The sequence below is a fragment of the Bradyrhizobium sp. SOJA106 genome, from assembly GCF_059448745.1.
In genome coordinates this window covers 3,202,722-3,227,133 of the sequence record NZ_CM182549.1, presented here as the reverse complement: position 1 = coordinate 3,227,133, position 24,412 = coordinate 3,202,722, and the positions used below count along the sequence as shown (strand labels likewise).

The window sequence follows — 24,412 nt, the reverse complement described above, 5'->3', positions numbered from 1 at the left end:
CTATTCGCTCCGGCTCGCCAGCGCGTTCACGGCGGCAACCGTGATCGCGGAACCGCCGAGCCGGCCCTCGACCGTCAATGCCGGCGCTGGCGGGGCGGCCATCAGCGCCGCCTTGGATTCGGCCGCGCCAACAAAGCCGACCGGACAGCCGATGATCGCTGCCGGGCGCGGACAGCTTTGGTCCTCCAGCATGTTGAGCAGGTGAAACAGCGCAGTCGGCGCATTGCCGATCGCGACGATCGCGCCTTCGAGATGCGGGCGCCACAGTTCGAGGGCCGCAGCCGAGCGCGTGTTGCGCATGGACTGCGCCAGCGCGGGAACCGCCTCGTCGCCGAGCGTGCAGATCACGGCATTGGCCGCAGGCAATCTCGCGCGCGTAATTCCTTCCGAGACCATGCGCGCGTCGCACAGGATCGGCGCGCCCTTCTGCAGGGCCGCGCGTGCGGCGGTCGCCATGCCGGGCGTGAAACGAATATGCGCCTCGAGACCGACCATGCCGGCGGCATGGATCATCCGCACCACGACCTGCTCTTCATCGGGCGTGAACCGCGCAAGATCGGATTCGGCCCGGATGGTCGCAAAGGACCGCCGGTAGATCGCCGCGCCGTCCGTCTCGTAGATGTGCGGCATCAGTGCCCTCCGACCAGGATGGAGGGATCGCTGACGATGTCGGCACAGCTCAGGCCGCGCAGGACGGGCTCGTCGCGGGTTGACCCGTTCCGGACGAGATCGAAGCCGGCGCTGGTCGCAACCAGCGTCACCGGGGACGCTCCGGAGCGGGCGCAGCCCTTGGCGCAGCCGGAGACGTGGAGCTTCGTGTCGAGCGCGATGCGCGGCGCCAACGCCGCCGCCAGCGCACGCGTGTCGGCGTGCGCTTCGCGGCAGCGCGGCGCGCCGCTGCAGGCGATCACGCGCAGGGCCGGATCGTGAGGCTCCGTGATGAGGCCGGCCGCGCTCGGCATCGCGCGCTTGCCTTCGCTCAGAACCATCCGCCACGGCGTCATGCGCAGCGCATGACCGCAGCCGGAAAACTGATGCAGCGTCGTGTGCAGCATCTGCCCGAAGGCGACGCCGACGAGCGCTCCTTGCGGATAAGGCCCGGGCCGGGACGCCGGCATCACGGGCGCAGGCTCGGTCTCGCCCCGCAAAGCCGCAGGCAATGCCGCGCCGGCCGCGATGTGGGCCGCCATGCGCCCGCGTCCGCCCTTCGCGCCGCCGGAAGCGATGAACCAGGCTGCGAGCGCGAGCGCCGTGCTCACCGCCTCTCCGCGCGCGACCGAGTGGCCGAAGCTTGCGCCATCGGGCCGCACCATCAAACGGCCGCCGCGATCGCGCTCGATCCTCACGTCGGCGGAATCGCCGGCGAGCACGCGCGACTTGCCGTCGTCGATGGCGAAGCCGAATTTGGTGGGAAGATCGAGCGCGCTATCCGCGAGCGCTTCTTCAAGCTCCGCGGCGAGCGCCTGCGTCTCGTCACCGACAGTCCAGAACGGCGTCACCAGGATGTTGCGGCGGGCTTCGATGTCGGTATCGGGATCGAGCAATTGCAGCCGGGAAAGGCCATCGATCACCGGCCGATGGCTCTCCTCGCTCACGCCCCTGATCTGGAGGTTGGCGCGGCTCGTCACGTCGATGAGGCCGTTGCCGTGGCGCTCGGCGAGATCGGCGAGCCCGGCAATCTGGTTTGCTTCGAGCCGTCCGCCGAACGGACGCACGCGGACCACGAGCCCGTCGCCCGATTGCATCGGCCGCAATGCGCCGGGACACCAGCCCTTGACCATCGACGCACTCATGACGCCTCCCGCAGCGCAGCCGCGATCGAATTGCGGCGCGTTCGCCAGAGCGAGGCCTCGTGCAGGCGCGTGAAGCAGGTCTCCATCGCGGCTAGCGCTGCCGGATTTTCACGAGCCATGAAGGCGCGGACATCGGCATCACCAAGCGTCGCATCATAATATAGATCGAACTGATGCGGCGGCACGGCGCCGGCCAGATGCGCGAACGCTGCCATGTGTTCGAGCGTCGCGGTGATCTCGGCGGCTCCGCGAAAACCGTGGCGCATCATGCCGGCGATCCAGGCCGGATTGGCGGCCCGCGCACGAACCACGCGCGAAATCTCTTCGGTCAGCGTGCGCGCATGCGGCTGCTCCGGGCACGTCGTGTCGAGATGATAGAGCGTAGGACCGGCCGCGCCGAGATGCGCAGCCGCCGCCGCAACGCCGGCTTCATGCGCGGCATAGTCGGCGGCGAGCAAAAGATCGGTCTCCGGCAGGTCCTGGACGTGGACGAACGCATCGGCAGATGCGAGACGCTGCTCGATGCCGGTGCGATCCGGCTTGATCGCGCCATCAGCCGAGAATGCCCAGGACGATGCCGACAGCCACGCTTCGCCCGCCGCATCGCGCGTCTCGGGCGTGAACGCATCGGGGATCGCCGAGAGGCCGACGCCGTATTGTCCAGGCCGCGGCGCGAACACGCGGGAGGCGCGGTGGCGGTAGGGATTCTCGTCGCCCTCATCCTGACGGCTTGCCAGCGCTTCAGTGGCGGCTTCGAACAATTGCGCAAGCCCCGCGAAGACATCGCGGAATAGGCCAGATACGCGCAGCGTAACGTCGATGCGGGGCCGGCCGAGCTCGGCCGGCGCAATGATGTCGTAGCCGGTGATGCGGCCCGATGCATGATCCCAGCGCGGCGCGAGGCCGGCCAGATGCAGCGCCATCGCGAACTCCTCACCCGCGGTGCGCATCGTCGCCGAGCCCCAGAGATCGACGACGAGGCCCTTCGGCCAGTCGCCGTGATCCTGCAAATGGCGGCGGAGCAGCTCTTCGGCGAGCTTGATCCCTTGCGCCTGCGCCGACGGCGTCGGCACCGCGCGCGGATCGACGGCGAACAGATTGCGTCCCGTCGGCAGCACGTCCTGCCGGCCGCGATAGGGCGAACCCGATGGCCCCGGGGCGACGCGCTGCCCTGCGAGCGCGGCGCGCAGTGCGTCCCGCTCGGCCTCGCCGCAGGCGCCGCGACCGAACACGTGCAGGCCGTCGCCGAATTGACTCTCCTTGAGATCGCAGACGAAGCGGTCGATGCGCGGAATGGCTTCCGCCGGCGCGGCCGATGCATCGAGACCGAGATCGTCTTCGAGGCCCGCTGCACGGGCCTCGTCGCGAATCGCAGCGATCAGGCGCTGGCGGCGCGCGGGGTCGAGCCCGTCGGCGGTCGAATATTCGTCGAGCAGGCGTTCGAGCCGGCGCAAACCTTCGGGCACCGCGGACGTTTGGAGCGGCGGCGGCAGGTGCCCGATGGTGACGGCGCCGACGCGCCGCTTGGCCTGCGCGGCCTCGCCGGGATCGTTGACGATGAAGGGATAGATGACGGGGAGATCGCCGACCAGCGCTTCCGGCCAGCAGGCGGACGACAGCGCCACGGATTTTCCGGGCAGCCATTCCAGCGTGCCATGCGCACCCATGTGCACGACCGCATCGATCCGCTGCTCACGGAGCCAGAGATAGAACGCGACATAGCCGTGGCGCGGCGTGCGGGCGAGATCGTGATAATCGCTATCGCGCGTAGCCACGTCGCCGCGCTCCGGCTGGACCGCGATGATCGAGCTACCGCACTGGATCGCCGCGAAATGGAACGCACCGTCGCGGCAGGTCGGATCACTTTCCGGCGCGCCCCAGGCCTGCGTGAGATCATCCTGCAAAACTTGCGGCAGACGCGCGAGCGCCGCGCGATATTCTGCAACGTCCCAGCACCGTTTCTGCTTGAGCAGCGTCCCGCCGAGCGCATGGACCCGCGCGGCATCGAAACCGGCCTCTGCAAGGTCAGACACCAGCGCCTCGACCGACGCCAGCGCATCGAGACCAACCGCATGAGCGATCTGGTGCGGCCGGCCCGGATAGTTCGAGAGCACGATGGCAACGCGCTTCTCGGCGGCAGGCGTCGCCGCGAGGCGCCACCAGGCCGCAACGCGCGCGGCGACGGCCGTCACGCGTTCCTCATCGGGCCTGTGCGCCAGATGCGAGAACTGCAGATCCGGATCGCGCTCCGCCGCCGATTTGAAGCTCACCACGCCGGCGAACACGCGGCCATCGACCTCGGGCAGAACCACATGCATCGCGAGATCGCCGGGCGACAGGCCGCGCAGCGATGTCGCCCACTCCTCGCGCCGCGCGCTCGAAAGCGCGACCTGGAACACCGGACACGGCGCGGCATCGAACGGCGTCGTGCCGTCATCGCCCACGGCAGAGAACGCCGTCGCATTGACGATCGCCGCCGGAGGATTTTGCATGAGATGCTCGCGCAGCCAATCCGCAGCGCCCGCAGCCCTCAGTGAGGTGACGAACACCCCATACGCGTCGAACCCCTTCTCGCGCAGCGCGGCAATCAGCGCGTCAACTGGGCCAGTGTCCGCAGCGGTAAGATATGAGCGATAGAAGGTGACGAGTGCGAGCGGCCTGCCTTCACCCGACGCCGGCGCGGCAATCACACGGCGCGCGGGATCGTAAAAACCCATCCCGGGCACGCTCATCTCGCCAACAACCGGCCCCGCATAGAGGCCCGAAGCCAGCGCAAGCTGCGCAATCGCCGCCTGAGCGGCGACGGGACCGCCGGTGTCGCAGAGCACCTTCAGCCGCCGCAGCGTCGAGACCGGCAGGGTCGAGTAGGCATCGAGCCTGACGTCGTCGCGGCCGTCGGCCGGCAGCACGGCCAGCACAATGTTGCGATCCTTCGCGAGTTGCTGGAGCGCTGCCAGCCCATAGGACCAATAAGATTCCCCGCCGATCAGCCGCACCAGGATGCCGCGCGCCTGCGACAGGGTGCGCTCGATATAGGTGTCGACCGAGAGCGGATGACGCAGCTCCGCGAGATTGGCGAGCCGCAGCGACGGCAGGCTGTCCCGGCCACGCCGCCAGCCGGCTGCGAATGCCGCAAGGTCGGAATCCGAATACGAGAGCACCACGAGATCAGCCGGGTCCTGGCCGATGTCCCTTGGCGTCGCGGTCTCCTCGAGACCCCGGCTCTCGCGGAAGACGACGTGCATCAGACTCCCAATCCCGCTCTTATCGCGGCCTCATTGATGTCGCCGTGCTCGCCGATCACGACGAGCTTCGACTGCCGGAGACCCACGCCCCAGGGCTTGTCGAACTGGTGGCGAACGCGCTCGCCGACGGCCTGAAGCAGCAGGCGCATCGGCTTGCCCGCCACCGCAATATACCCCTTGGCGCGCAGCACGTTCTGCTCGCGCGCCAGCTTCTGCACCGATGCGACCAGCGCATCGACATCCGCAACCTCGGGAAGATCGATCACCACCGATGCAAAATCATCGTGCTCGTGCTCCTCCTCGCCATCGTGATGCGAGGGACGCGCGGCGAGATCGTTTTCGGCGGCTGCGCCGAGCCCGAGGATGACGCGCGCATCGATCGCGCCGTCGGTCACCGGCAACATCGGCACACGGCGCGGCATCTCGGCGCTGATCGCGGCCTTGGCGGCTTCAATGCCGGCGCTGCCGGCGAGATCGGCCTTGGTCAGCAGCACGATGTCGGCGCAGGCGATCTGGTCCTCGAACACTTCCGACAGCGGCGTCTCATGATCGAGATTCTCGTCGGCCGCGCGCTGCGCTTCGACAGCCGCCGGGTCCGGCGCGAAGCGACCGGCCGCCACAGCCTCGGCATCGGCAAGCGCGATCACGCCATCGACGGTGATGCGCGAACGGATTTCCGGCCAGTCGAACGCTTTCAGCAGCGGTTTTGGCAGCGCCAGGCCCGAGGTCTCGATCAGGATGTGATCGGGCCGCACCGGCCGCGCCAGCAGCTGCTCCATGGTCGGAATGAAATCGTCGGCGACGGTGCAGCAGATGCAGCCATTGGCGAGCTCGACGATGTTCTCCTCCGGGCAGTTGGCATCGGCGCAGGACTTCAGGATCTCGCCGTCGACGCCCTCGCTGCCGAACTCGTTGACGAGCACGGCGAGCTTCTTGCCGCCCGCATTGCCGAGCAGGTGCTGAATCAGGGTAGTCTTGCCGGAGCCGAGGAAGCCGGTGACCACCGTCACCGGGACTTTTGCAAGCGAGTTCATTCAGCGGCCTCCGGCAACACGGCAATGGGGGGAATGCGGGCAAGCGACTGCTTGCGGAAGATTTCGGGCCGGCTGCGCCAGGGCACGAGGCCGTCGGGCGCGGCCGCATAGGCCGCAGCGCCGGCGACCACGTCCTGCGCGTTCGCATCCGACAGGCGGCCATAGACATAGGACCAGCGCCCCGGCGCGCTGAGCGCGACCGAGCAGCCCTGGCTGCATGCAGAAAGGCATTCGACGGGAACCACGCGGACACCCTCGGGCACGCCGGCCTCGAGGATCGCGCCATGCAGGCGCTTGCCGGGCGTCGTCTCGCCCTCGCTGAGCGTCTGGCCGGCGCGGCAGGTGATGCAGACGTGAAGTGTGACGGTCATCGCCTCTTCCAGAATAACAGCGGGAGGCGCAGAGGCACACGGACCATTTCCTGAAGGCCCGTTTCCCCGTCGCGGAACACCCCCGTCCGCCGGTCCAAAACTCGTCCGCGCTGGCAGGTCTCCCGGCTTGCGGAGCAGGGTTTTGGCCCTTCGATCCCCGCCTTCCCGATCCCAGGGGGATCAGTGGCTTCGGGCATCTCTCCGATCACGGTCGCGGGGGCGGCTGCATTTTGGACCCCAATCTTGTCGATTCGGACCCTATCGCATTCCCTCTTCGCCTGTCATAGGACAGGAACCAGTGCCGGGCCACCATTTGCCCCCGGCCGCCTCTTGTCAAGCCGAAGGACCGGGACCGATGACGCCTGAACCGGATACCCAAACAGCTGAGGAAACCGACGCCCGGCACGCCCAGAAAATGGCGAAGAAGAAGGCCGCCCGCGACAAGATCATGGCGACCAAGAGCGGCGAAAAGGGGCTCATCATCGTCCACACCGGCGCCGGCAAGGGCAAATCGTCCTCGGCCTTCGGCATGATCGTGCGCTGCGTCGCCCATGGCTTGCCCTGCGCGGTCGTGCAGTTCATCAAGGGCGCCTGGGATACCGGCGAGCGGCGCCTGCTCACCGGCCATTTCGGCGAGCTCTGCCAGTTCCACGCCATGGGTGAAGGCTTCACCTGGGAGACGCAGGACCGCGCCCGCGACATCGCCGCCGCGCGCGCCGGCTGGGAGAAGGCCAAGGAGCTGATCCTCGATGAGAACCTGCGCATGGTCGTGCTCGACGAGATCAACATCGCGCTCCGCTACGACTATCTCGATATCGCCGAGGTCGTCGAATTCCTGACGACCTCGAAGCCGCCGATGACGCATGTCGTGCTCACCGGACGCAACGCCAAGGACGAGCTGATCGAGATCGCCGATCTCGTCACCGAGATGACGCTGGTCAAGCATCCCTTCCGCTCCGGCATCAAGGCGCAGGCCGGCGTCGAGTTCTGAAGTCGATGGCACGCGCGCTGATGATCCAGGGGGCCGGCTCGGACGTGGGCAAGTCGCTCATTGTCGCCGGTCTCGCGCGCGCCTTTACACGGCGGGCCTTGCGCGTGCTTCCGTTCAAGCCGCAGAACATGTCGAACAATGCGGCCGTCACCGTCGATGGCGGCGAGATCGGGCGTGCGCAGGCGTTGCAGGCGCTCGCCGCCGGCGTCGAGCCGCACACCGACATGAACCCGGTGCTGCTCAAGCCGGAGACCGATGTCGGCGCGCAAATCGTCGTCCATGGCAAGCGCATCGCGACCGCGCGCGCGCGCGAATACGCGGCGATGAAACCACAGCTGATGGGGACGGTGCTGGAGAGCTTTGAGCGGCTGAAAGCGCGCGCTGATCTCGTGCTGGTCGAAGGTGCCGGCAGCCCGGCCGAAGTGAATTTGCGCAAGGCCGACATCGCCAATATGGGCTTTGCGCGCAAGGCCGATGTGCCGGTCGTGCTGGTCGGCGACATCGACCGCGGGGGCGTCATCGCCCAGCTCGTCGGCATCAAGACGGTGATCGACCCCGAGGATGCCGCCATGATCCAGGGCTTTGTCATCAACAAGTTCCGCGGCGATCCCACGCTTTTCGACGACGGCTATAGGCTGATCGCGCAGAAAACGTCGTGGCGCGGCCTCGGCGTGCTGCCCTGGTTCGCCCGCGCGGGCGAGCTGCCGGCCGAGGACGCGCTGGGCCTCAGCGACGCGCGCAAGGCCGGCCAGTGCAAGATCGCGTGCCTTGCGCTCTCGCGCATCGCGAACTTCGACGATCTCGACCCGCTCAAGCTCGAGCCTGGCGTCGATCTCGTGATGGTGCGGCCGGGCGAAGCGATTCCCGGCGACGTCAGGCTCGTCATCATCCCCGGCTCAAAGTCCACCCGCGGCGATCTCGCCTTCCTGCGCGCGCAGGGCTGGGACATCGATCTGCTCGCGCATCACCGCAGGGGCGGTCATGTGCTCGGCCTCTGCGGCGGCTATCAGATGCTGGGGCGCAATGTTGCCGACCCTCATGGCATTGAAGGCCCGGCGGGCGATACGCCGGGCCTCGGGCTTCTCGATGTCGAGACGGTGATGAGCCCGCAGAAGACGCTGACGCGTGTCGCAGCCGTGCATGCGGCGACGGATCAGCCGATCGAGGCTTACGAGATCCATATCGGCCGCACCGACGGTCCGGATCGTGCCCGTCCGTTCGCGAAGCTCAACGGCGAGCCGGAAGGCGCGATCTCCAGCGATGGCCGCGTGCAGGGCAGCTATCTGCACGGCCTGTTCACGTCGGATGATTTCCGCAAGGCGTTTTTGGCGAAGCTCGACATTCCCGCGGGCAACGAGCCCTATCACGCCCGCGTCGAGAGCGCGCTCGACGCCCTCGCCGATCACATCGAAAAGCATCTCGACGTCAACGGCCTGCTCGCGCTAGCGCGCTAGGGCCTCGGCAAGACGTGTCCATTCGGCTTCGCTGCCGGGAAGCCCGAGCCGCAACCATGTTGGCTCTTTCGCGAACACGCGCGACCAGATCTGGCCACGCGCGAGCTTTTCCTGGGCAGCACATGCGTCCGGCGTTTCATAGAGACGAAACAGCGGCGCGCCGCCGACGAGCGTCCAGCCTTGCGACTGCACCATGTCGTCGAGGCGAGCACAGTCGCGGGCAAGTCGCGCTGAGGTCGCTTTGGCCCAGGCATCGTCACGCAATGCGCGACAACCAATTGAGATCGCCGCGCCCGAGACCGGCCATGGCCCCGACGCAGCCGCGAGCCTGCCGATGTCGCTCGCATTGCCGATCGCGAAGCCGAGCCGCAGCCCGGCAAGCCCGTAAAACTTGCCGAACGAGCGCAGGATCAGGAGCCCCGGCCGGCCCGCTTCCGATGCGAGCGAGACGTGCGGAACGGCATCGGCAAAGCTCTCATCCACGATGAGACGGCCGACGCGCGGCGGCAGTGTCAACACATCGTTTGGTGCGAAGGTTCGGCCATCGGGATTATTGGGATTGATCACGATGGCGAGGTCCGCGCCGCCCAGCGCGTCGAGCGTGCTGACTTCTTGGACGTCCCAACCCGCCATCGACAGCACCCCGGCATATTCATTGTAGGTCGGCGCGAGGATGCGGGCGCGGCCGGGCCCGCCAAGTTGCGGCAGCAATTGAATGGCGGCCTGCGCGCCGCCGAGCGCGACGATCGGCGCATTTGTGCGATAGGCTTGCCGCGCCGCCTGATGCAGCGTCTCGATCTCGGCCCGCGACGGCAGCGCGCTCCACGCGCGTGCGCTCACCTCGCCCACGGGATAAGGCAGCCGGTTGATCCCGGTCGACAGATCGATCCAGTCTTCCGCGCGGCCGCCAAACCGCTGCTGGGCCAGATCGAGATTTCCACCGTGCTCGCGCATGCCCCCGTTCTTTCACGCGAAGGCGAGGATCGCAAGGATGCCGGCGAGCAGCAGCATGGCGCGGCGGTAGATGGTCAGTCCCTCGCCGATGTCGGCAGCAAGCGGATCGCGCGCGCCTCCGTTGAGCCACGGCTCGTTCGTAACGCTGCCATGATAGATGCGCGGGCCGCTGAGCCGCACGCCGAGCGCGCCGGCCATCGCCGCCTCCGGCCAGCCGGCATTGGGCGAGCGATGACGGCGGGCATCGCGCATCATGCACGCCAGCGCCTCTGATCGCTTTGGAGCAAGCAGCACGAACAGAAACCCGGTCAGGCGCGCCGGGACGAAGTTGGCGACGTCGTCGATGCGTGCGGCGGCCCAGCCAAAAGCGTCATGGCGATCGCTGCGATGGCCGATCATGGAATCCAGCGTGTTGATCGCCTTGTAGCCCAAGATGCCCGGCAGACCGAACAGCGCGCCCCAGAACACCGGCGCGACGATGCCGTCGGACGCATTTTCCGCCAGACTCTCGATCGCCGCGCGCGCGATGCCGGCCTCATCGAGCGCCGCCGGATCGCGCCCAACGATGCGCGAGACCGCTTCGCGCGCAGCCGCGATATCACCGGCCTGCAAGGGCACGGCGACGGCCGCAACATGATCATGCAGCGAGCGCAGCGCGACGAGCGGCCAGGCGAGGACGCCCACCAGGACGATCCGCAACCAGCTCAAGGGGAGCCATGACTGAAGCACCCAGCCGGCCACAACGGAGAGCGCGATCACCACAAGCGCCCCAGCGACACCTGCAGCGCGGCGCAGGGCCGCCGGATCGGAATCGCGATTCCAGGCCACATCGATCGCACCGATCAGCCGGCCCAGCCAGATCACGGGATGGCCGATCCGCGCGAACAGCCATGACGGCCACCCCGAGAGGGCGTCCACCGCCATCGCCACCACCATCGCACCTGCAAAGCCCAAACCTGCCTCCTGTCCCGCCCCTGTTGCGCAAAGCGAGGGGCGAGCGCAAGCCCCTGCCCGCGTGATTTCGGCTTTGTCTTTGGCCGTGTTTGGTGGTTAGTCAGGCTCAAGGAGACTTTGATGGCTGTCATCTTGATCACCGGCGGAGCGCGATCGGGCAAGAGCAAGCGCGCGGAAATGCGCACCCGCGCGTTTCCCGGAGAGCCCGTGTACATCGCGACGGCCGAGGCGCTCGATGCCGAAATGGAGCTGCGCATCGCAAAACATCGCACGCGGCGCGCAACCGGCTGGATCGAGCGCGAGGTGCCGCTCGATCTCGTAGAGGTGCTGGTCGCAACCGATGGCGGCGGCGCAAGGCTGGTGGACTGCCTGACCCTGTGGCTCTCCAACTTGATGCATGCGCAGCGCGACTGGGAACGTGAAGTGAGAGAGCTCGCCGGCGCCCTGCCCCGCCTGAAGAGCCCCGCCGTCTTCGTCACCAACGAGGTCGGCCTCGGCATCGTGCCTGACAATTCGCTGGCGCGCAGCTATCGCGACGCCGCCGGGATCATGAACCAGACCATCGCCGCCGTCGCCGACGAGGTCGAGTTCATCGTTGCCGGCCTGCCGATGAAACTGAAATGACGCCGCGCACTGAACTTTTGAAGGACATCATCGCCGATCTCAGGATGGCGGCGTCGTTCGTCACGATCCTTCCCGTGGCATCGTCAAAACCCGCGGGCGACGGAGCGGTCGCGCGCGCGACCTGGGCACTTCCCCTTGCCGGACTGCTGGTCGGCCTTGCCGGCGCTTTGGTCTACATGCTCGCCATGCGCGTCAGACTGACGCCGGATCTTGCCGCCCTCCTTGCACTCGCGACAACCGCTCTCATCACCGGCGCGCTGCACGAGGACGGGCTCGCCGACACCGCCGACGGGCTCGGTGGCGGCCGCACGCGCGAGCGCAAGCTCGAGATCATGCGCGACAGCCGGATCGGCACCTATGGTACTTGCGCGCTCATCCTGTCGTTCGGACTGCGCTGGAGCGCGCTCGCGGCGATCGCCAATCCCACGGCCGTGACGCTGGCGCTGTGCGCGGCGCATGCAGCGGCGCGTGCGGGCGTGCCGGCGTTCATGTCGCTGGTCCCGCCGGCACGGCCGGATGGATTGTCGGCCAGCGCGGGAGTGCCACCGGGCCGCAGCGTCGCCATCGCCTTTGCGATTGGAACGCTCGCACTCGCCCTTGCGTTGGGGCCGGGCAAAGCGCTGGTCGGCCTGATCCTGCTCTCGCTCGCCGGACTGCTGCTGGCGCGGCTTGCCGTCCGCCAGATCGGCGGGCAGACCGGCGACATTCTCGGCGCGTTCGAGCAGATCGGCGAGATCCTGATCCTGCTGGTCGCCGCAGCTTTCCAGATCGGACTTTGAGCCGATGGTCGAGTTCGACGACACCTTCCGCCGGCAATTGCACGAGCTGTTCGTGTGGCGCCGCGACGTGCGGCGCTTTCGCAGCGATCCGCTGCCGGAGCGCGCCATCGACCGCCTGATCGAGACCGCCTGCCTCTCGCCCTCGGTCGGCCTCAGCCAGCCCTGGCGCTTCGTCGTCGTCGACGATGCCGCCCGCCGGCGCGCCGTCATCGACGATTTCAAAGCCTGCAACGCCGATGCGCTCGGTGCCTATGCCGGCGAACGCGCCGCGCGCTACGCCACGCTCAAACTGTCGGGCCTCGAAGAGGCGCCGGGCCAACTCGCCGTGTTCGCCGACAAGGCCAGCGACATCGGTCACGGCCTCGGCCGCGCCACCATGCCGGAGGCGACGGAATATTCCGTGGTTGCCGCGATCACCGCGATGTGGCTGGCCGCGCGTGCGGAAGGGATCGGGCTCGGCTGGGTGTCGATCCTGAACCCCGCGCGCATGCACGCGATTCTCGACGTACCCGACACCTGGAAGTTCATCGCCTATCTCTGCGTCGGCTATCCCGAGGCCGAATGCGATCAGCCGGAGCTGGAGCAGGCGAAATGGGAGCACCGGCGCAGCGCGGATGAGTTCACTGTTCGGCGCTAGATTGTTGGCTTGCGCTGCACGAGCAACCTGAATTGGAAACACACTATTCACCAACAAGATCGATAGCTTCGATCGCACGGTGCAACCAGACGGTGTGCATGCTAAACTTCTAGGAGAACTGCCCGAGAATTGCACGTACGCTGGTTTGGAATTGGAATGTTCAGCGCGTCGACTTTTGCGAGAGCTGTGGCGTCGCTCGACCGCATTGGATTATCGAAATATCTGCAGATCGCGTTCTCAATTGCGCTCGGAACAGGTTGCGCGTCCCATCCGCGGACCGAGCAGTGCTGCTGGTTGATCGCCGCTTTCGCGTGCGGCTTTGCGGTGCTTCTTTGAGACACGCAACCATGTTCAGCCTGGCTGATCAGTTGGCTCTTTCGCGCAATCGGCCCGCGGGTTTCGACTACTTGCGACTTGTGTTGGCGGCTACGATTATCTGCCTGCACGGCGCGAACGTCACCCTTGGGCTCGATCGGGCCATGGAGATCGTGGGCCATTTTCGCGTGGTGAACGCCATGCTTCTCGCGTTCTTCTTCGCTCTGAGCGGATTTTTGGTGACGGCGAGCTTGTTGAGGTGCAAAAGCCTGATTTCATTTATCGGCCTGCGCGTGCTTCGCATCGTGCCCGCGCTCGCGGTCGAGACGACGCTGTCGGCCCTCATCGTCGGCCCGATCTTCACCCAGCTGCCCGCGAGCGAGTACTTCGCGGACCCGAAGTTCCATATCTATTTTCTCAACATCGTCGGCGACATCCACTTTGCACTGCCGGGCGTATTTCTTCACAATCCGACGCCTGGTCTGGTGAACGCTCAGCTTTGGACGATGCCGTATGAGCTGTGGTGCTACACCATCCTGGCGCTTCTTGCCGTGACCACGATCTGCTTCAACAGGGTGCTATACCTGGGCTTTCTGGTGCTCGCCCAGATCGGGCTCGTCTGCTACGATATCTACCATAGTGACGAGTTGCTTATTCACCTGCGCCCGCACCTTCTTGTGTTCTGCTTCCTCTTGGGTGTCGGCTTCTACCTCTGGCGCGACAAGATACCGTACAACCGGGCGACGTGCCTGTTCGCATTCGTGCTTTGTACTGCCGGCATGGCTGGCGGACGCCACGACGCGCTCTTTGCCGTGCCCGCTACTTATATCGCGTGCTATCTGGGCCTCATGTATCCGCGGCGAAGCTGGATCGTGTCGTCCGGCGACTACTCCTACGGGATGTATCTCTATGGCTTCGTCATCCAACAGTGCGTTGCAGCGTTCGACCCGTCGGTTCAGCGTTGGCATCTGAACGTCCTGATCAGTCTGCCGATTGCCTTTGGCGTTGCTATCGCCTCTTGGCACCTCGTCGAGAAACACGCACTCCGGCTCAGAGACCGGCTCGAACGATTTGAGGCGGCCGTTCTGTCGCGGATTGCAATTGCCGGGTTTTCGCCCAGGTCACGCCGACCGATCGAATTAGGCGCAACGTTTGGCGGTAGCGCATCAGCCTGACAGTGGCCCCCACCGTGTACTCGCTACACCACTCCCGGCGCTTCGCGCGCCTGTAGTCACGGAGTGATGCGGTTACAAGCAGTCTTTTCGATGACACTGTGCCAAGCGGAATAGCCGGGCGGCGTGAAGTGAACACCATCTACCGTCCACGCGGCCGGGAGAAAACCATCTTGGCCGGCCAGGACGGCGAAATCGACCAGACGCACGCCGCTCACTTGTCGAATGAAGGCGTTGAACTCGGCGATCTTCGCCGTATCAAAATATTGATCCCCAGCGGGCATTCCCTTGGCCACTGGAGCGATCAGGGCGACAAAAACGTCCGTTGAGATCGATTTTGCGGAAGAAACCAGCTCTCCGTATGCTTTTGCAAATTCAACTGCATCGGTGCCGCTTGTGCGCTTTGCGTTGTTTACTCCGACCGCTATGAGAACGTGCTTTGCTCTAAACGAGCCAAGGCCGGACACGACGCCAGCGACTTCGGCAACTCCGGCACTAGCCAAGCCTGCATTCAATACCGACTCGCCGCACAGTGATGAAACTGCGGCCAATTCGACGATGCTATCGCCCAACAACAACCAGCCGCTTTTTTGCAACTGAGCTGCTTGCGCCTCAATGGCCAGAGTGCGAAGGGGCCAGTGGGGAGGAACGTCAACATGGCGCCATCTGTCGGCTGTATAACCGGTCAGAAAAGCGCCAAGCATTGCCGCAAAAACGACGAATCCCCTCCAAGATCGCATGGCGCAACTGTCCAATGAGCCCCGAATTCTTTTTGCAACTTAGGACTGGTTTCTAAACAATTGCCAAAAATGCCTCTCGCCACCGCGTTCGCAATGCCGGTATAGCCACCTGAAGAGCGGGAACCACGATCCCTGAGGAAGCGGCAGGCGAATGTCCTCACTGCACCGCAGCTTGCTCTCGCCCTTCGGTTGATGGCAGCCCGTTTGTGCCCCCCAAAGGACACGTTCGCCCATCGCCTTTTCATGCGTTACGGCGGTCAGTCCCATAGCTGGGCCGCTACGGTTGCTGTACAAGATGACGCCGTTAGACGGCGATCCGGGGCGAGCATGTACCGACGCGGATTTATTCGAGGACTGGGCTTTTTCGCGGTGCTGACCGGTTTCGCCGTGCTGCCCGCCTTGGCGGACGGCAAGCGCGTGGCATTGGTGATCGGTAACAGCACTTACCGGAACGTGCCGACGCTGCCCAATCCAGCTAATGACGCGACTGATATCGCCGCGGCGCTGGAGCGTCTCGGGTTCGCCGTGACCCTTATCACCAACGCCTCGTTCGACCAGATGCGGCGAGGCCTCATCGCGCTCGGGCACGACGCTGCAGGGGCCGATATGGCGGCGGTCTTTTTTGCCGGCCACGGCATGGAGATCAGCGGCGAGAACTGGCTGATCCCGGTCGATGCGGACTTGAAGAAGGACACCGACGCAGCGAACGAAGCCGTCAGCCTCCGCAGCGTGATTTTGCAACTGTCGAACACCACGAGCCTCGGCCTCGTCATACTCGACGCCTGCCGCAACAACCCATTTGTTGCGAAGATGTCTCGGTCGCCGTTGCTGCGCGCAGCCATCGGCGGCGGCCTCGGTCGCATCGAGCCAGCCGGCAACGTGCTGGTCGCTTATGCCGCTCGCGACGGCACCACCGCTCTCGATGGGGACGGGCGAAATAGCCCATTTACCGCGGCGCTCCTGCACAATATTGAAGCGCCGGGGGTTGAGGTCACCTTCATGCTTCGCAACGTCCGCGACGACGTCATGGAGGCAACCAGCAATGAGCAGCAGCCCTTTGTCTACGGCTCGCTCTCGCGCAGGGCGATCTATCTTGCAGGCCTGCCGTTGTCAGCTGACCAGGCGGGTACAAGCCAGGCGAATGCCGCGCCTGCGGGCGCAGGTGCACCAGCGAGGGTGACACTCGCGCCTTCTTCTCTGGCAATCGATCCAGCGCTGGTAGGGACCTGGGAGATCTTGGTGCCGAGTGATCGCGGGATGTCGCGCTGGATCTGGCGCATCATGGGTGACGGCACTTACAAATTCCGCGCCGAAGGACATCGCGCAGCGCCGGCGCATGAAGGAACGATCGCCGCCAGCAACGGCCACTGGTCGATCCACGCAAATAGAGGACTCGCCGGCTATGACGACGGCGGCTCCTACGAAATCCGGGACACCGCAGCGATCATCACCGGCAAGCTCGGCACCGGTTACTGGAAGCGGAGTCCGCAGTGACGCGACCGCCCGGCAAGCACGCGAAGAAAGATCATTGCAGGCGCAAAGATCGGACGAGCGTCGCAGGCGACGAAAGTCGCACAGGCGATGCGCGGCGCGCGAGGCGGATGAGCCTGGGCTGACGATACGTCGGCTTTCCGGCCGCGAACCACAGGCCAGGAGCCCGCTTGGAGGCGGACATCGCTTCCGGGGAGTTCGATTCGGAACTGAAGCGGGACCAGCCTGTTGGTTCGATCGATCAGCCAAGCGGAGTCTCGCAATGCGGATCATTCTGGTAACGGCGGTCGGCTGGGCGTTGTCGTGCGGATTTGCGGCAGCGCAGACCGACCCCAAGGGCATGACAACTGGACGCTCGGCACCAGAAGAAAAAGGTCAATTGCAGCCACAAGGTTGGACCGGGCCGCTGGACACGAAATCGGGTGGCGCGCCGCCGGAAAGCCCGCAAGGTCAAAGCCCACCTGGAATGCAGGCAGCGCCGGACGGATCAACCAAAGTGGTGACCGAGCCACGTAAGTAACTCACTTGGTTCGTCGTCGCGAAGTCGCGTTCACCTGGGATGAGCCGACCCGCAACGTCGGCCTGTGGCCCATCGCTTCCGTTGACGCGGCGCAGCTACATGCCGGCTAATAGCGGGCAGAGCGGAGGCTTGCTGCGGAGCGCCAAACCAGCGCTCTTGCCCATTCGCGGACCTGGGTCTCAGATCGCGGTGTGGCCGCGTATCCTGCCGCTCTGGTACATCAGAAGTGACTGACAGGCTTACCAAACGGCGCATCGACATGGTGGTGTTTCTGCCTGAAGAGGCTAGAGACGACATCGATTTATGAGCTTCATTGCCCGAACTGGCCCGCGCCAGCCGAGAAACTGAAGCTTTTTTTCTTTGAGCGCGTTGCTAGCATCAAAGAACTTTTCCAATTGCTTCGTCGCCGTCGCAGGTAGACTACGAACGTCCGGCAAATCACCGGCAAAGAAAGAGTGATGGGGCACGGCAACAACTCGATCGTTCCTCTTTTTCTTGCGCGCGGTCACCTGAAGGACCTTGAGGACGCCAATGGGTCTACACCTAAGGACCGTGCCGGGATAGGTAGCGCCATCGTGGATCACCAACACGTCCAACGGATCACCATCGTCAGCCCGAGTGGACGGAATGAATCCCCAGTCGTAAGGATAAGTTAAGCCAGCCATCAATGCCTTTGAAAGCGTAAACACCCGCAACTTCGGATCAAATTCCAATTTACAGCAACTCCCGCGAGGAGTCTCGACGACGGCGAAGACGTTCTCTTTGTCGGCCCAAGTCGGCAGCTTCAAATAATTTGTCATTGCAGATATCCTTGGGGTTGGAACGTGCAGTCAATTTTTGGGTTCCTATTCGACCAAGACACCGGCCGGGTTTGCAATGCTACGCCCTTCATATCGGCGTCTGGACCCAGCCGAACCGCCGAGGCATCTGCAATGTCGGATATGGGAAGCGGAGCGGACGCGGGGCTAGGGCGTTGACCCCGCTTGTGGCCTCGAAGGACCGCCAGAGAAGTCGGCCTACCCAAAGAATGACGCGACCGAGCGTCGGCGGCAATGACAGCGCTCAAATGCTGCATTCAAAGAAAAGGCCCCGCGTGGGGCCAAGTTTGGGAGGGACGCAGAGTCAACCTCCCATTTCTGTCTCGTTCCTAATGATGCTCGCGAAGCTGCCGCTTCAACTGGATTGCTTGATCTGCGTTATAGGCTCGCTTTACGAAGGAGTTTCGCTCATCACCGGCGGGGATTCGCTCCGCGCGTTCCCGCATGTCTTCAGCGAACTGCGTCAGCCGTGTTTCGAGTGAAACTGTTTGCATAAACCTCCTCCGCTTCTTTCCCATCGCGTGTTCCTTCTGCTCATCGGAGCGATTTTAAGTTCCTATGCAGAAGGTGGCAGACACATAGGTTTAATCTTCAGATAGACCTTTGAACAAGACACGCGTGAGGGACCCAATTGCTCGTACCCGGAAAGCCCGCAAGGTCAAAGCCCACCGGGAATGCAGGCAGCGCCGGACGGATCAACCAAAGTGGTGAACGAGCCACGTAAGTAAGTCTCACTTGGTTCGTCGGCACGAAGTCGGGTTCACCTGGGGATGAACCGACGACGCAACGTCGGCTTGTGGCCCATCGCTTCCGTTGATGCGGCGCAGCTACATGCCGGCTAATAGCGGGCAGAGCGGAGGCATGCTGCGGAGCGCCACTGCCCCTAAGCAGAAATCTGCGGGCGGGTCCACATCACAGGAAATATCGTTTGTTCAATTGCCGAAGCCGCGCGTATAGGCTGATTTATCGGCCGAAGTTTCCGAAGCGGCCGCTCTGCCCTCAACGTGCAGCTAGCTTTCTGTACGCCGCGATGGCGCGCATGAGGTCATCATATTCCTGGCACGGACGAAGGAGGCAGAGATTTTCCAATGCAGCCAGATGTTGTTCAGCTTTGCTGGGTTCGCCGAGCACCAGATAAGCCTCGCCAAGATGCTCGTGCGCGCTGCGATGACGCGGATTTAACATTAGCGCCTGCTGATAGTGTCCAATAGCCGGCCCGAGTTGGCGCAAGCGTCGATACGAATAACCAAGGTAGTTCTGGATATCGGCATTGACCGGGTCACGCAGGGCGGCGCGCATGAACGATACAATGGCCCCATTCCAGTCCGCAGCGGCAAGCGCCATCTTGCCCGCCTTGAAATCGGGATCGAGCTCCACCCACTCAGCATCCGCCGCCACCGGCGCCATGGTGGTGCAGATCGGCCAAGCTTCGGGCGCGACTGCGGTCGTCACTTTGCCGGTGGACCCACTGAACAGCTGTATAATCCCCCATTCCGTCCGGTCATTCCCGTAGACGGCGAAATAGGCGACAAGCCCACCGAGCACCGTCGCCGCAGCAATTGCTGGGATCAGCGTTGTCATTCCTACATTGACGGCGCTCTTGGGCATGGGTCGGACAGCCGAAACATCATTGTCGTGAAGTACCCACGGTGTCGTTCCGTAGCTGTGCTTTGGCTTCACGGATTTCCTGCCGCTCCGTATCTGCGTTCCTGGCGAGCTCTATCAGTTTGCTATAATACTCGGTTGACTTCTGACGGTCGCCGGAGCGGTCGGCGGCGCGCGCGGCGCCCCAGAATGCACGGAAGCGATTGGGAGTTTGCTTGAGTGCGGTCTCATACTCGTTCAGTGCGGATGTGGGCTGTCCTACCTCCAGGAGCAATTCCGCCAACAGTTCACGCAACGGAAAGAGGCGGTTCTCCATAGCCACGTGTTTGACACTGCCGTCTTCGCTGTCGGCGGCTGCCCGCATTAACTTGAGGGCCCGATCGTGGTCGCCTTCCTTCAGTGCGACCCACGCGGCAACTGCAAGCATTTGCTCTTCGGTGCGTTCGGCCCAGTAGGATTGGTCAGCACCCTGCAACGTTGTGCGCAACACTCTCATCTCCTCGATCTCTTTATTGGCGCCGGCGATATCGCCGACACGCGCCATGCCGAGACCGCGCGTGAAGCGGATCAACGAATCCGCCATAGGATATTTAGTCGGCGTCATCGCCAGGGCGGCAGCGCCGGCCCAGTCGGCACGCTCCAAGACATAGCGCGCCGGCATGGCGGCCTTGGCAGTGAAATTGACGAAGTTGATCGGTCGGTCGCCGCGATCGGCGGTGGCCAGCGACTTTTTGATCATCGCGTCGGCTTTGGCATCTTGCGCGAGCTGCAGATGCGCATACACCGTGAAGTCAGATGCGTGATAGTAGTCGGGCTGAATCTCAAGCGCTAAGGCGTTTGAGGCGATGGATTCCTCCCAGAGCCCGACCATGGAATAGATGTGAGACGGCATGTGCCGCGCATGCGGCACCGCCGGAGCGATGCCGGCGTAGCGACGGGCGGATGCAATACCCTTTTCGGCAAGCGGAGCAAAATCGTAGGCGTGAATGAGGTAATGCGTCACACCCGGATGTTGAGGGTTCTCTTCGAACAAGCGTTCCAGAAGTGCCGCGGATTTCAGCTGGTTCGTGTATGAGAGGTCGTTCTTCTTCGCAGAAGCTTGTAGCGTGAGCGCGTAGTACGCCTTCGCCTCGTAGTCGTCAGGATAGGTTTGCACCATGCGCTCCATCGCAGCATTGTAGGCCGTCAGACGGGCATCAACGGGAACCTTATTGTAGTCGCGGAAATAGGCGCTCAGCGCCTCGATCCAGTCCCGCTCACGTGGAGTCTTCGCCCCGACCGACCGTGCCTTTTCAAGTGCATCCCAGGCGGCTTGTGCCTCGACATTTGATGGCGTGGTCGCAAGCGTGTTGCCAAGGAGGTCCATCGCCACACCCCAATATGCCATGGCGCAGCCGGGATCTTGTTGCAGTATCGCTTCGAATTTCCGGCGGGCGATCAGGAACCAATACGAATGCAGCATGGCGACGCCACGGTCGAACTCGGCTTGTACACCGGGATCGCAAGAGGTGGGGAATGTCACCTTACCGAGCTGCTGGTCTTGCTGACCAATTGCACCGCTCGTGATGGCACCACCTAGCAGGGCTATCGCAAAAGATATCTTTATTGAGTGAGTCCTCATCTAACTCTCCTCTCCAGAATGCACGCGGTGACGCGCGTGACCTGCCGCGTGCAAAGTTGCGACAAAGACCAAGACCAGGGAGGCGTATTGCTGAATTGGTTGAACTCGATCGGAGCTTACTACACGCGCCACCTCCTTAATAGGACAGCGAAATTTCCGTTATTGGCTCCAAACTGCCTTCCGTCATAAACGCCTGAACGTCGCCTTTTCGGAAGCGGAGTGCAGGCGGACGGTGCCAGGTAGCCTGCTTGTTGGCCCCGAGGCGAAGTCGCCGTACGCCCTGTTTTCCATCGTTGCTCGAGGTGAAGCGGACATCGGCAACCCCAGCGCTTGATATGAGTCCACTTGGCCGCCTCAGCGCGTCCGCGCGCCCTCCTCCTCCCGGCCAAAACGCTCGACCAGAAAATCGATGAACAGCCGCACCTTCACCGACAAATGCCGCGTCGGCGGATAAACCGCGTAGAGCGCGAGCGGCGGCGCTGAATAGTCGTCCAGCACCGAGCGCAGCTCGCCCTTGTTCAACGCATCGGCGGCGATGAATTCGGGAAGCAGCGCGAGCCCCCTGCCCTTGATCGCGACGTCGCGCAGCACCTCGGCATTATTGACGCAGAGCGACCAGGCCGGCTGGATCCAGTGATCGCCGTCGCTGCCGGTGAGCTTCCACTGATTGCCTGTCAGCAGGAAGCCGTAGGTCAGCGACGCGTGGTCACGCAGATCCTGCGGATGGCTCGGCGTGCCGTGACGCGCGAGATAATCCGGCGAAGCGCAGATCATCCGCGCTACCGGCATGATCTTTCGCGCGATCAGGCTGGAGGACTCCAGCTCCGCGATCCGCAGCGTCACGTCAAAGCCGTCCTGAACGGGATCGAGCAGATCGTCGCTGAGCACGATCTGGAGCTGGAGCTCGCCATAACGCGCCATGAAATCGGCGAGCACGGGACCTAGCCGCATGGTGCCGAACGACATCGGCGCGTTGACGCGCAAGAGGCCCCGCGGCGCCGACTGGGCCTGCGTCACCGCCTGATCGGCGGCCTCGATCTCCGAAAGGATCACGAGCGCGCGCTCGAAATAGCGCTGGCCGTTCTCGGTCGGACTCGCATGCCGCGTGGTCCGGTTCAACAGCTGCACCCCGAGGCTCTCCTCGAGATCGGCGATGTATTTGCTGATCGCCGAGCGCGATAGCCTGAGCTGTCGGCCCGCTTCGGCAAAGCTGCCGCTCTCGACCACCTTCACGAAGGCCCGAAGGCTGGCGACCTTATCCAAGGGCCAGCCCCGGCGATTGTTTCCAAATGGTAGACATAGCCGTCATATTTGCATGGATTGTCTCCAATCCAAAGCGGAACGATATTTCGCCCCAGAGCAAGACGCTCCCCGCATCTGGAGGACGACAATGTCTGGACTGCACCATGTCACCGCGATTGCCGGCGATCCCATCCGCAATTTCGGCTTTTACACCCGGGATCTCGGCCTGCGCGTCGTCAAGAAGACGGTCAATTTCGACGATCCCGGCACCTATCACTTCTATTATGGCGACGAGACCGGCCGCCCCGGCACCATCCTGACCTTCTTCCCCTGGGCCGGCGTTCCCGCCGGGCGCCGCGGCGTCGGCGAGACCCATCAGACCGCCTTCCGCGTGCCGCAGCGCTCGCTCGGCTATTGGACCCAGCGCTTCATCGAGAAGGGCATTGCCTACGAGGCGCTCGAGAAGCGTTTCGGCGAATCCGTGCTGCCGTTCACTGATCCTGACGGCATGGCGCTCGCCCTCATCGGCGTCCCCGGCGCCGAGAACGAGCCCGGCTGGAGCAATGGCGATGTGCCGGCCGAGCATGCGATCCGCGGCTTCCATGGCGTGACCCTGCTGCTCGATAGCGCGGCGAAGACGGCGGCCGTCCTCACCGACGTGTTCGGCTTCAAGGAGACCGGACGCGAAGGCTCGGTGATCCGCTTCAAGGCGCCGGGCGATGCCGAGGGCAGCGTCGTCGACATCTACGAGGCCAAGGGTTTTCTGCGCGGGCATCAGGGCGGCGGCTCGGTGCACCACATCGCCTTCCGCGCGGCTGACGATGCCGAGCAGGGCAAGATGGCGCAGAAGCTCGTGAGCAATCACGGCCTGCATCCGACCGAGCAGCGGGACCGCAACTACTTCCGCTCGATCTACTTCCGCGAGCCCGGCGGCGTTCTATTCGAGATCGCGACCGATATCCCCGGCTTCGCCGTCGACGAGCCCGTCGCGACGTTGGGACGCGACCTGAAGCTGCCGGCTTTCCTCGAACAGCATCGCAAGCAGATCGAGGAAGTTCTGCCGAGCCTGGAAGAGAGCGTGTCGTGACCGAGTTCATCCATCGTTTCGAGCCCGCGACCCGCGCGGGCTCCCCTCCACTGCTGCTGCTGCATGGCACCGGCGGTGACGAGAACGACCTGCTCGGCCTCGGCAAGATGATCTCCCCCGGCTCCGCTCTGCTCTCGCCGCGCGGCCGTGTGCTCGAGCACGGCATGCCGCGCTTCTTCCGTCGTCTCGCCGAAGGCGTGTTCGATGAGGCGGACGTGCGGCGACGCGCGCTCGAGCTCGGTGCGTTCGTCGCGGAGGCGCGGAAGCAATACGGCCTCGCCGCGCCGGTTGCGGTCGGCTTCTCCAACGGCGCCAATATCGCAGCCGCGCTGCTCTTGCTGAAGCCGGAGGCTCTGGCAGGCGCGATCCTGCTGCGTGCCATGGTGCCGCTGTCGGATCCGCCCAAGACCGATCCGCTGAAGCCGGCTCTCGACGGCAAGCCGGTGCTGCTGCTGTCAGGGCAAGCCGACCCGATCGTGCCGGCGAGCAATTCGGAACAGCTTACGGCGCTGCTGCTGGAGGCAGGAGCGCGCGTCGACCACAGGGTGCTGCCGGCAGGCCATCAACTATCGCAGGCCGACGTGACGCTGGCCCGCAACTGGATCGCCAGCGTCGACGCCAGAGCGGCGTAACTCGGAAGCGGCGCATTGTTCCCAATCGGTGCGCCGCTTTGTCACTCGAACCAGCCGCGCCGCTTGAACCAGATCGGCGGCAGGGGACAAATCGCGAAATACTCATCGGTATAAGTTTGGGCCATCGCGGGCGCCGACTTCGGAATTACCGATGATGCCATCATGCCAGTGTTTTGCCCGACGGGTCAACCGGAATCGAGGATTTCGGGCATACCGTCGGGCAGCGCGCGCAAGCCGTTGAAATGACTACCCCTGGGCTACTGTGCATGGGGTTGTTTTCAGAATTTGGTTTGGACCGGCCAAAAAAATAGCCTCTTCCCGATGGGAAGAGGC

At 64.3% G+C, this 24,412-nt stretch carries 22 protein-coding genes and 1 riboswitch; of the genes, 10 read left to right on the top strand and 12 right to left on the bottom strand.

What is annotated here, in order from left to right; genetic code table 11:
- The 5 genes from AC5V87_RS14435 to AC5V87_RS14415 are packed head-to-tail and all read right to left on the bottom strand — an operon-like array spanning position 1 to position 6,443.
- Positions 1-630 (bottom strand): precorrin-8X methylmutase, encoded by a 630-nt coding sequence (locus tag AC5V87_RS14435; RefSeq protein WP_495371372.1) that lies wholly within the window; start codon positions 628-630, stop codon positions 1-3.
- On the bottom strand, positions 630-1,793 hold the full coding sequence (cobG, locus tag AC5V87_RS14430) for a precorrin-3B synthase (protein WP_495371371.1): 1,164 nt from the start codon (positions 1,791-1,793) through the stop codon (positions 630-632). Before cobG ends, AC5V87_RS14435 begins: the two co-directional genes overlap by 1 nt.
- Positions 1,790-5,038: a cobaltochelatase subunit CobN gene (cobN, locus tag AC5V87_RS14425; RefSeq protein ID WP_495371370.1), complete on the bottom strand. Its 3,249-nt coding sequence runs from the start codon at positions 5,036-5,038 to the stop codon at positions 1,790-1,792. Before cobN ends, cobG begins: the two co-directional genes overlap by 4 nt.
- Positions 5,038-6,072 carry a cobalamin biosynthesis protein CobW gene (gene cobW / locus AC5V87_RS14420; protein ID WP_456839460.1) on the bottom strand — a complete coding sequence of 345 codons (1,035 nt, stop codon included), beginning with the start codon at positions 6,070-6,072 and terminating at the stop codon, positions 5,038-5,040. Before cobW ends, cobN begins: the two co-directional genes overlap by 1 nt.
- On the bottom strand, positions 6,069-6,443 hold the full coding sequence (locus AC5V87_RS14415) for a DUF1636 family protein (protein ID WP_495371369.1): 375 nt from the start codon (positions 6,441-6,443) through the stop codon (positions 6,069-6,071). Before AC5V87_RS14415 ends, cobW begins: the two co-directional genes overlap by 4 nt.
- A 95-nt stretch (positions 6,444-6,538) precedes the next feature.
- Positions 6,539-6,758: riboswitch (cobalamin riboswitch) on the bottom strand.
- Positions 6,759-6,798: 40 nt separating this feature from the next.
- Between AC5V87_RS14415 and cobO the strand changes: the two genes are divergently transcribed.
- Positions 6,799-7,434, top strand: a complete 636-nt coding sequence (gene cobO / locus AC5V87_RS14410) for a cob(I)yrinic acid a,c-diamide adenosyltransferase (protein WP_456839462.1) — start codon at positions 6,799-6,801, stop codon at positions 7,432-7,434.
- 5 nt (positions 7,435-7,439) lie between these two features.
- A complete protein-coding gene (locus tag AC5V87_RS14405; RefSeq protein WP_495371368.1) occupies positions 7,440-8,888 on the top strand; it encodes a cobyric acid synthase in 1,449 nt (482 codons plus the stop codon).
- On the opposite strand, the gene cobD is transcribed toward AC5V87_RS14405, so the two are convergent.
- On the bottom strand, positions 8,877-9,842 hold the full coding sequence (gene cobD, locus AC5V87_RS14400) for a threonine-phosphate decarboxylase CobD (RefSeq protein ID WP_495371367.1): 966 nt from the start codon (positions 9,840-9,842) through the stop codon (positions 8,877-8,879). The genes AC5V87_RS14405 and cobD overlap by 12 nt on opposite strands.
- A 12-nt stretch (positions 9,843-9,854) precedes the next feature.
- Positions 9,855-10,796 (bottom strand): adenosylcobinamide-phosphate synthase CbiB, encoded by a 942-nt coding sequence (gene cbiB, locus AC5V87_RS14395; protein WP_495371366.1) that lies wholly within the window; start codon positions 10,794-10,796, stop codon positions 9,855-9,857.
- Between the two features lie 120 nt (positions 10,797-10,916).
- On the opposite strand from cbiB, the gene cobU reads away from it, so the two are divergent.
- The 4 genes from cobU to AC5V87_RS14375 all read left to right on the top strand — a co-directional run bounded on the left by cobU (position 10,917) and on the right by AC5V87_RS14375 (position 14,326).
- Positions 10,917-11,420: a bifunctional adenosylcobinamide kinase/adenosylcobinamide-phosphate guanylyltransferase gene (cobU, locus tag AC5V87_RS14390; RefSeq protein ID WP_495371365.1), complete on the top strand. Its 504-nt coding sequence runs from the start codon at positions 10,917-10,919 to the stop codon at positions 11,418-11,420.
- Positions 11,417-12,199, top strand: a complete 783-nt coding sequence (gene cobS, locus AC5V87_RS14385; RefSeq protein ID WP_495371364.1) for an adenosylcobinamide-GDP ribazoletransferase — start codon at positions 11,417-11,419, stop codon at positions 12,197-12,199. The genes cobU and cobS overlap by 4 nt, the downstream gene beginning before the upstream one ends.
- A gap of 4 nt (positions 12,200-12,203) precedes the next feature.
- A complete protein-coding gene (bluB, locus tag AC5V87_RS14380) occupies positions 12,204-12,836 on the top strand; it encodes a 5,6-dimethylbenzimidazole synthase (protein WP_456839466.1) in 633 nt (210 codons plus the stop codon).
- A 284-nt stretch (positions 12,837-13,120) separates the two neighbouring features.
- Entirely contained in the window at positions 13,121-14,326 is a 1,206-nt protein-coding gene (locus tag AC5V87_RS14375) for an acyltransferase family protein (protein WP_495371363.1), read from the top strand.
- Positions 14,327-14,382: 56 nt separating this feature from the next.
- Here the strand turns inward: AC5V87_RS14375 and AC5V87_RS14370 are convergent, their stop codons facing one another.
- Positions 14,383-15,063, bottom strand: coding sequence for an SGNH/GDSL hydrolase family protein (locus tag AC5V87_RS14370; protein ID WP_495371362.1), 681 nt, complete (start codon positions 15,061-15,063; stop codon positions 14,383-14,385).
- A gap of 327 nt (positions 15,064-15,390) precedes the next feature.
- On the opposite strand from AC5V87_RS14370, the gene AC5V87_RS14365 reads away from it, so the two are divergent.
- Together AC5V87_RS14365 and AC5V87_RS14360 are read left to right on the top strand one after the other, a co-directional pair.
- Entirely contained in the window at positions 15,391-16,557 is a 1,167-nt protein-coding gene (locus AC5V87_RS14365; protein WP_495371361.1) for a caspase family protein, read from the top strand.
- A 259-nt stretch (positions 16,558-16,816) separates the two neighbouring features.
- Positions 16,817-17,074, top strand: coding sequence for a hypothetical protein (locus AC5V87_RS14360; RefSeq protein WP_495371360.1), 258 nt, complete (start codon positions 16,817-16,819; stop codon positions 17,072-17,074).
- A gap of 284 nt (positions 17,075-17,358) precedes the next feature.
- Here the strand turns inward: AC5V87_RS14360 and AC5V87_RS14355 are convergent, their stop codons facing one another.
- The 4 genes from AC5V87_RS14355 to AC5V87_RS14340 form a co-directional block, all read right to left on the bottom strand.
- Entirely contained in the window at positions 17,359-17,874 is a 516-nt protein-coding gene (locus AC5V87_RS14355) for an inorganic diphosphatase (protein WP_456839471.1), read from the bottom strand.
- Between the two features lie 1,017 nt (positions 17,875-18,891).
- Complete coding sequence (locus AC5V87_RS14350) at positions 18,892-19,473, bottom strand: tetratricopeptide repeat protein (RefSeq protein ID WP_456839472.1); 582 nt, start codon at positions 19,471-19,473, stop codon at positions 18,892-18,894.
- Between the two features lie 46 nt (positions 19,474-19,519).
- Positions 19,520-21,118 carry a hypothetical protein gene (locus tag AC5V87_RS14345; RefSeq protein WP_495371359.1) on the bottom strand — a complete coding sequence of 533 codons (1,599 nt, stop codon included), beginning with the start codon at positions 21,116-21,118 and terminating at the stop codon, positions 19,520-19,522.
- A gap of 354 nt (positions 21,119-21,472) precedes the next feature.
- Positions 21,473-22,381 (bottom strand): LysR family transcriptional regulator, encoded by a 909-nt coding sequence (locus tag AC5V87_RS14340; protein ID WP_495371358.1) that lies wholly within the window; start codon positions 22,379-22,381, stop codon positions 21,473-21,475.
- A gap of 127 nt (positions 22,382-22,508) precedes the next feature.
- On the opposite strand from AC5V87_RS14340, the gene AC5V87_RS14335 reads away from it, so the two are divergent.
- Together AC5V87_RS14335 and AC5V87_RS14330 are read left to right on the top strand one after the other, a co-directional pair.
- A complete protein-coding gene (locus tag AC5V87_RS14335; RefSeq protein ID WP_495371357.1) occupies positions 22,509-23,447 on the top strand; it encodes a ring-cleaving dioxygenase in 939 nt (312 codons plus the stop codon).
- Positions 23,444-24,079 carry an alpha/beta hydrolase gene (locus AC5V87_RS14330; protein WP_495371356.1) on the top strand — a complete coding sequence of 212 codons (636 nt, stop codon included), beginning with the start codon at positions 23,444-23,446 and terminating at the stop codon, positions 24,077-24,079. Before AC5V87_RS14335 ends, AC5V87_RS14330 begins: the two co-directional genes overlap by 4 nt.
- The last annotated feature ends 333 nt before the right edge of the window (positions 24,080-24,412 follow it).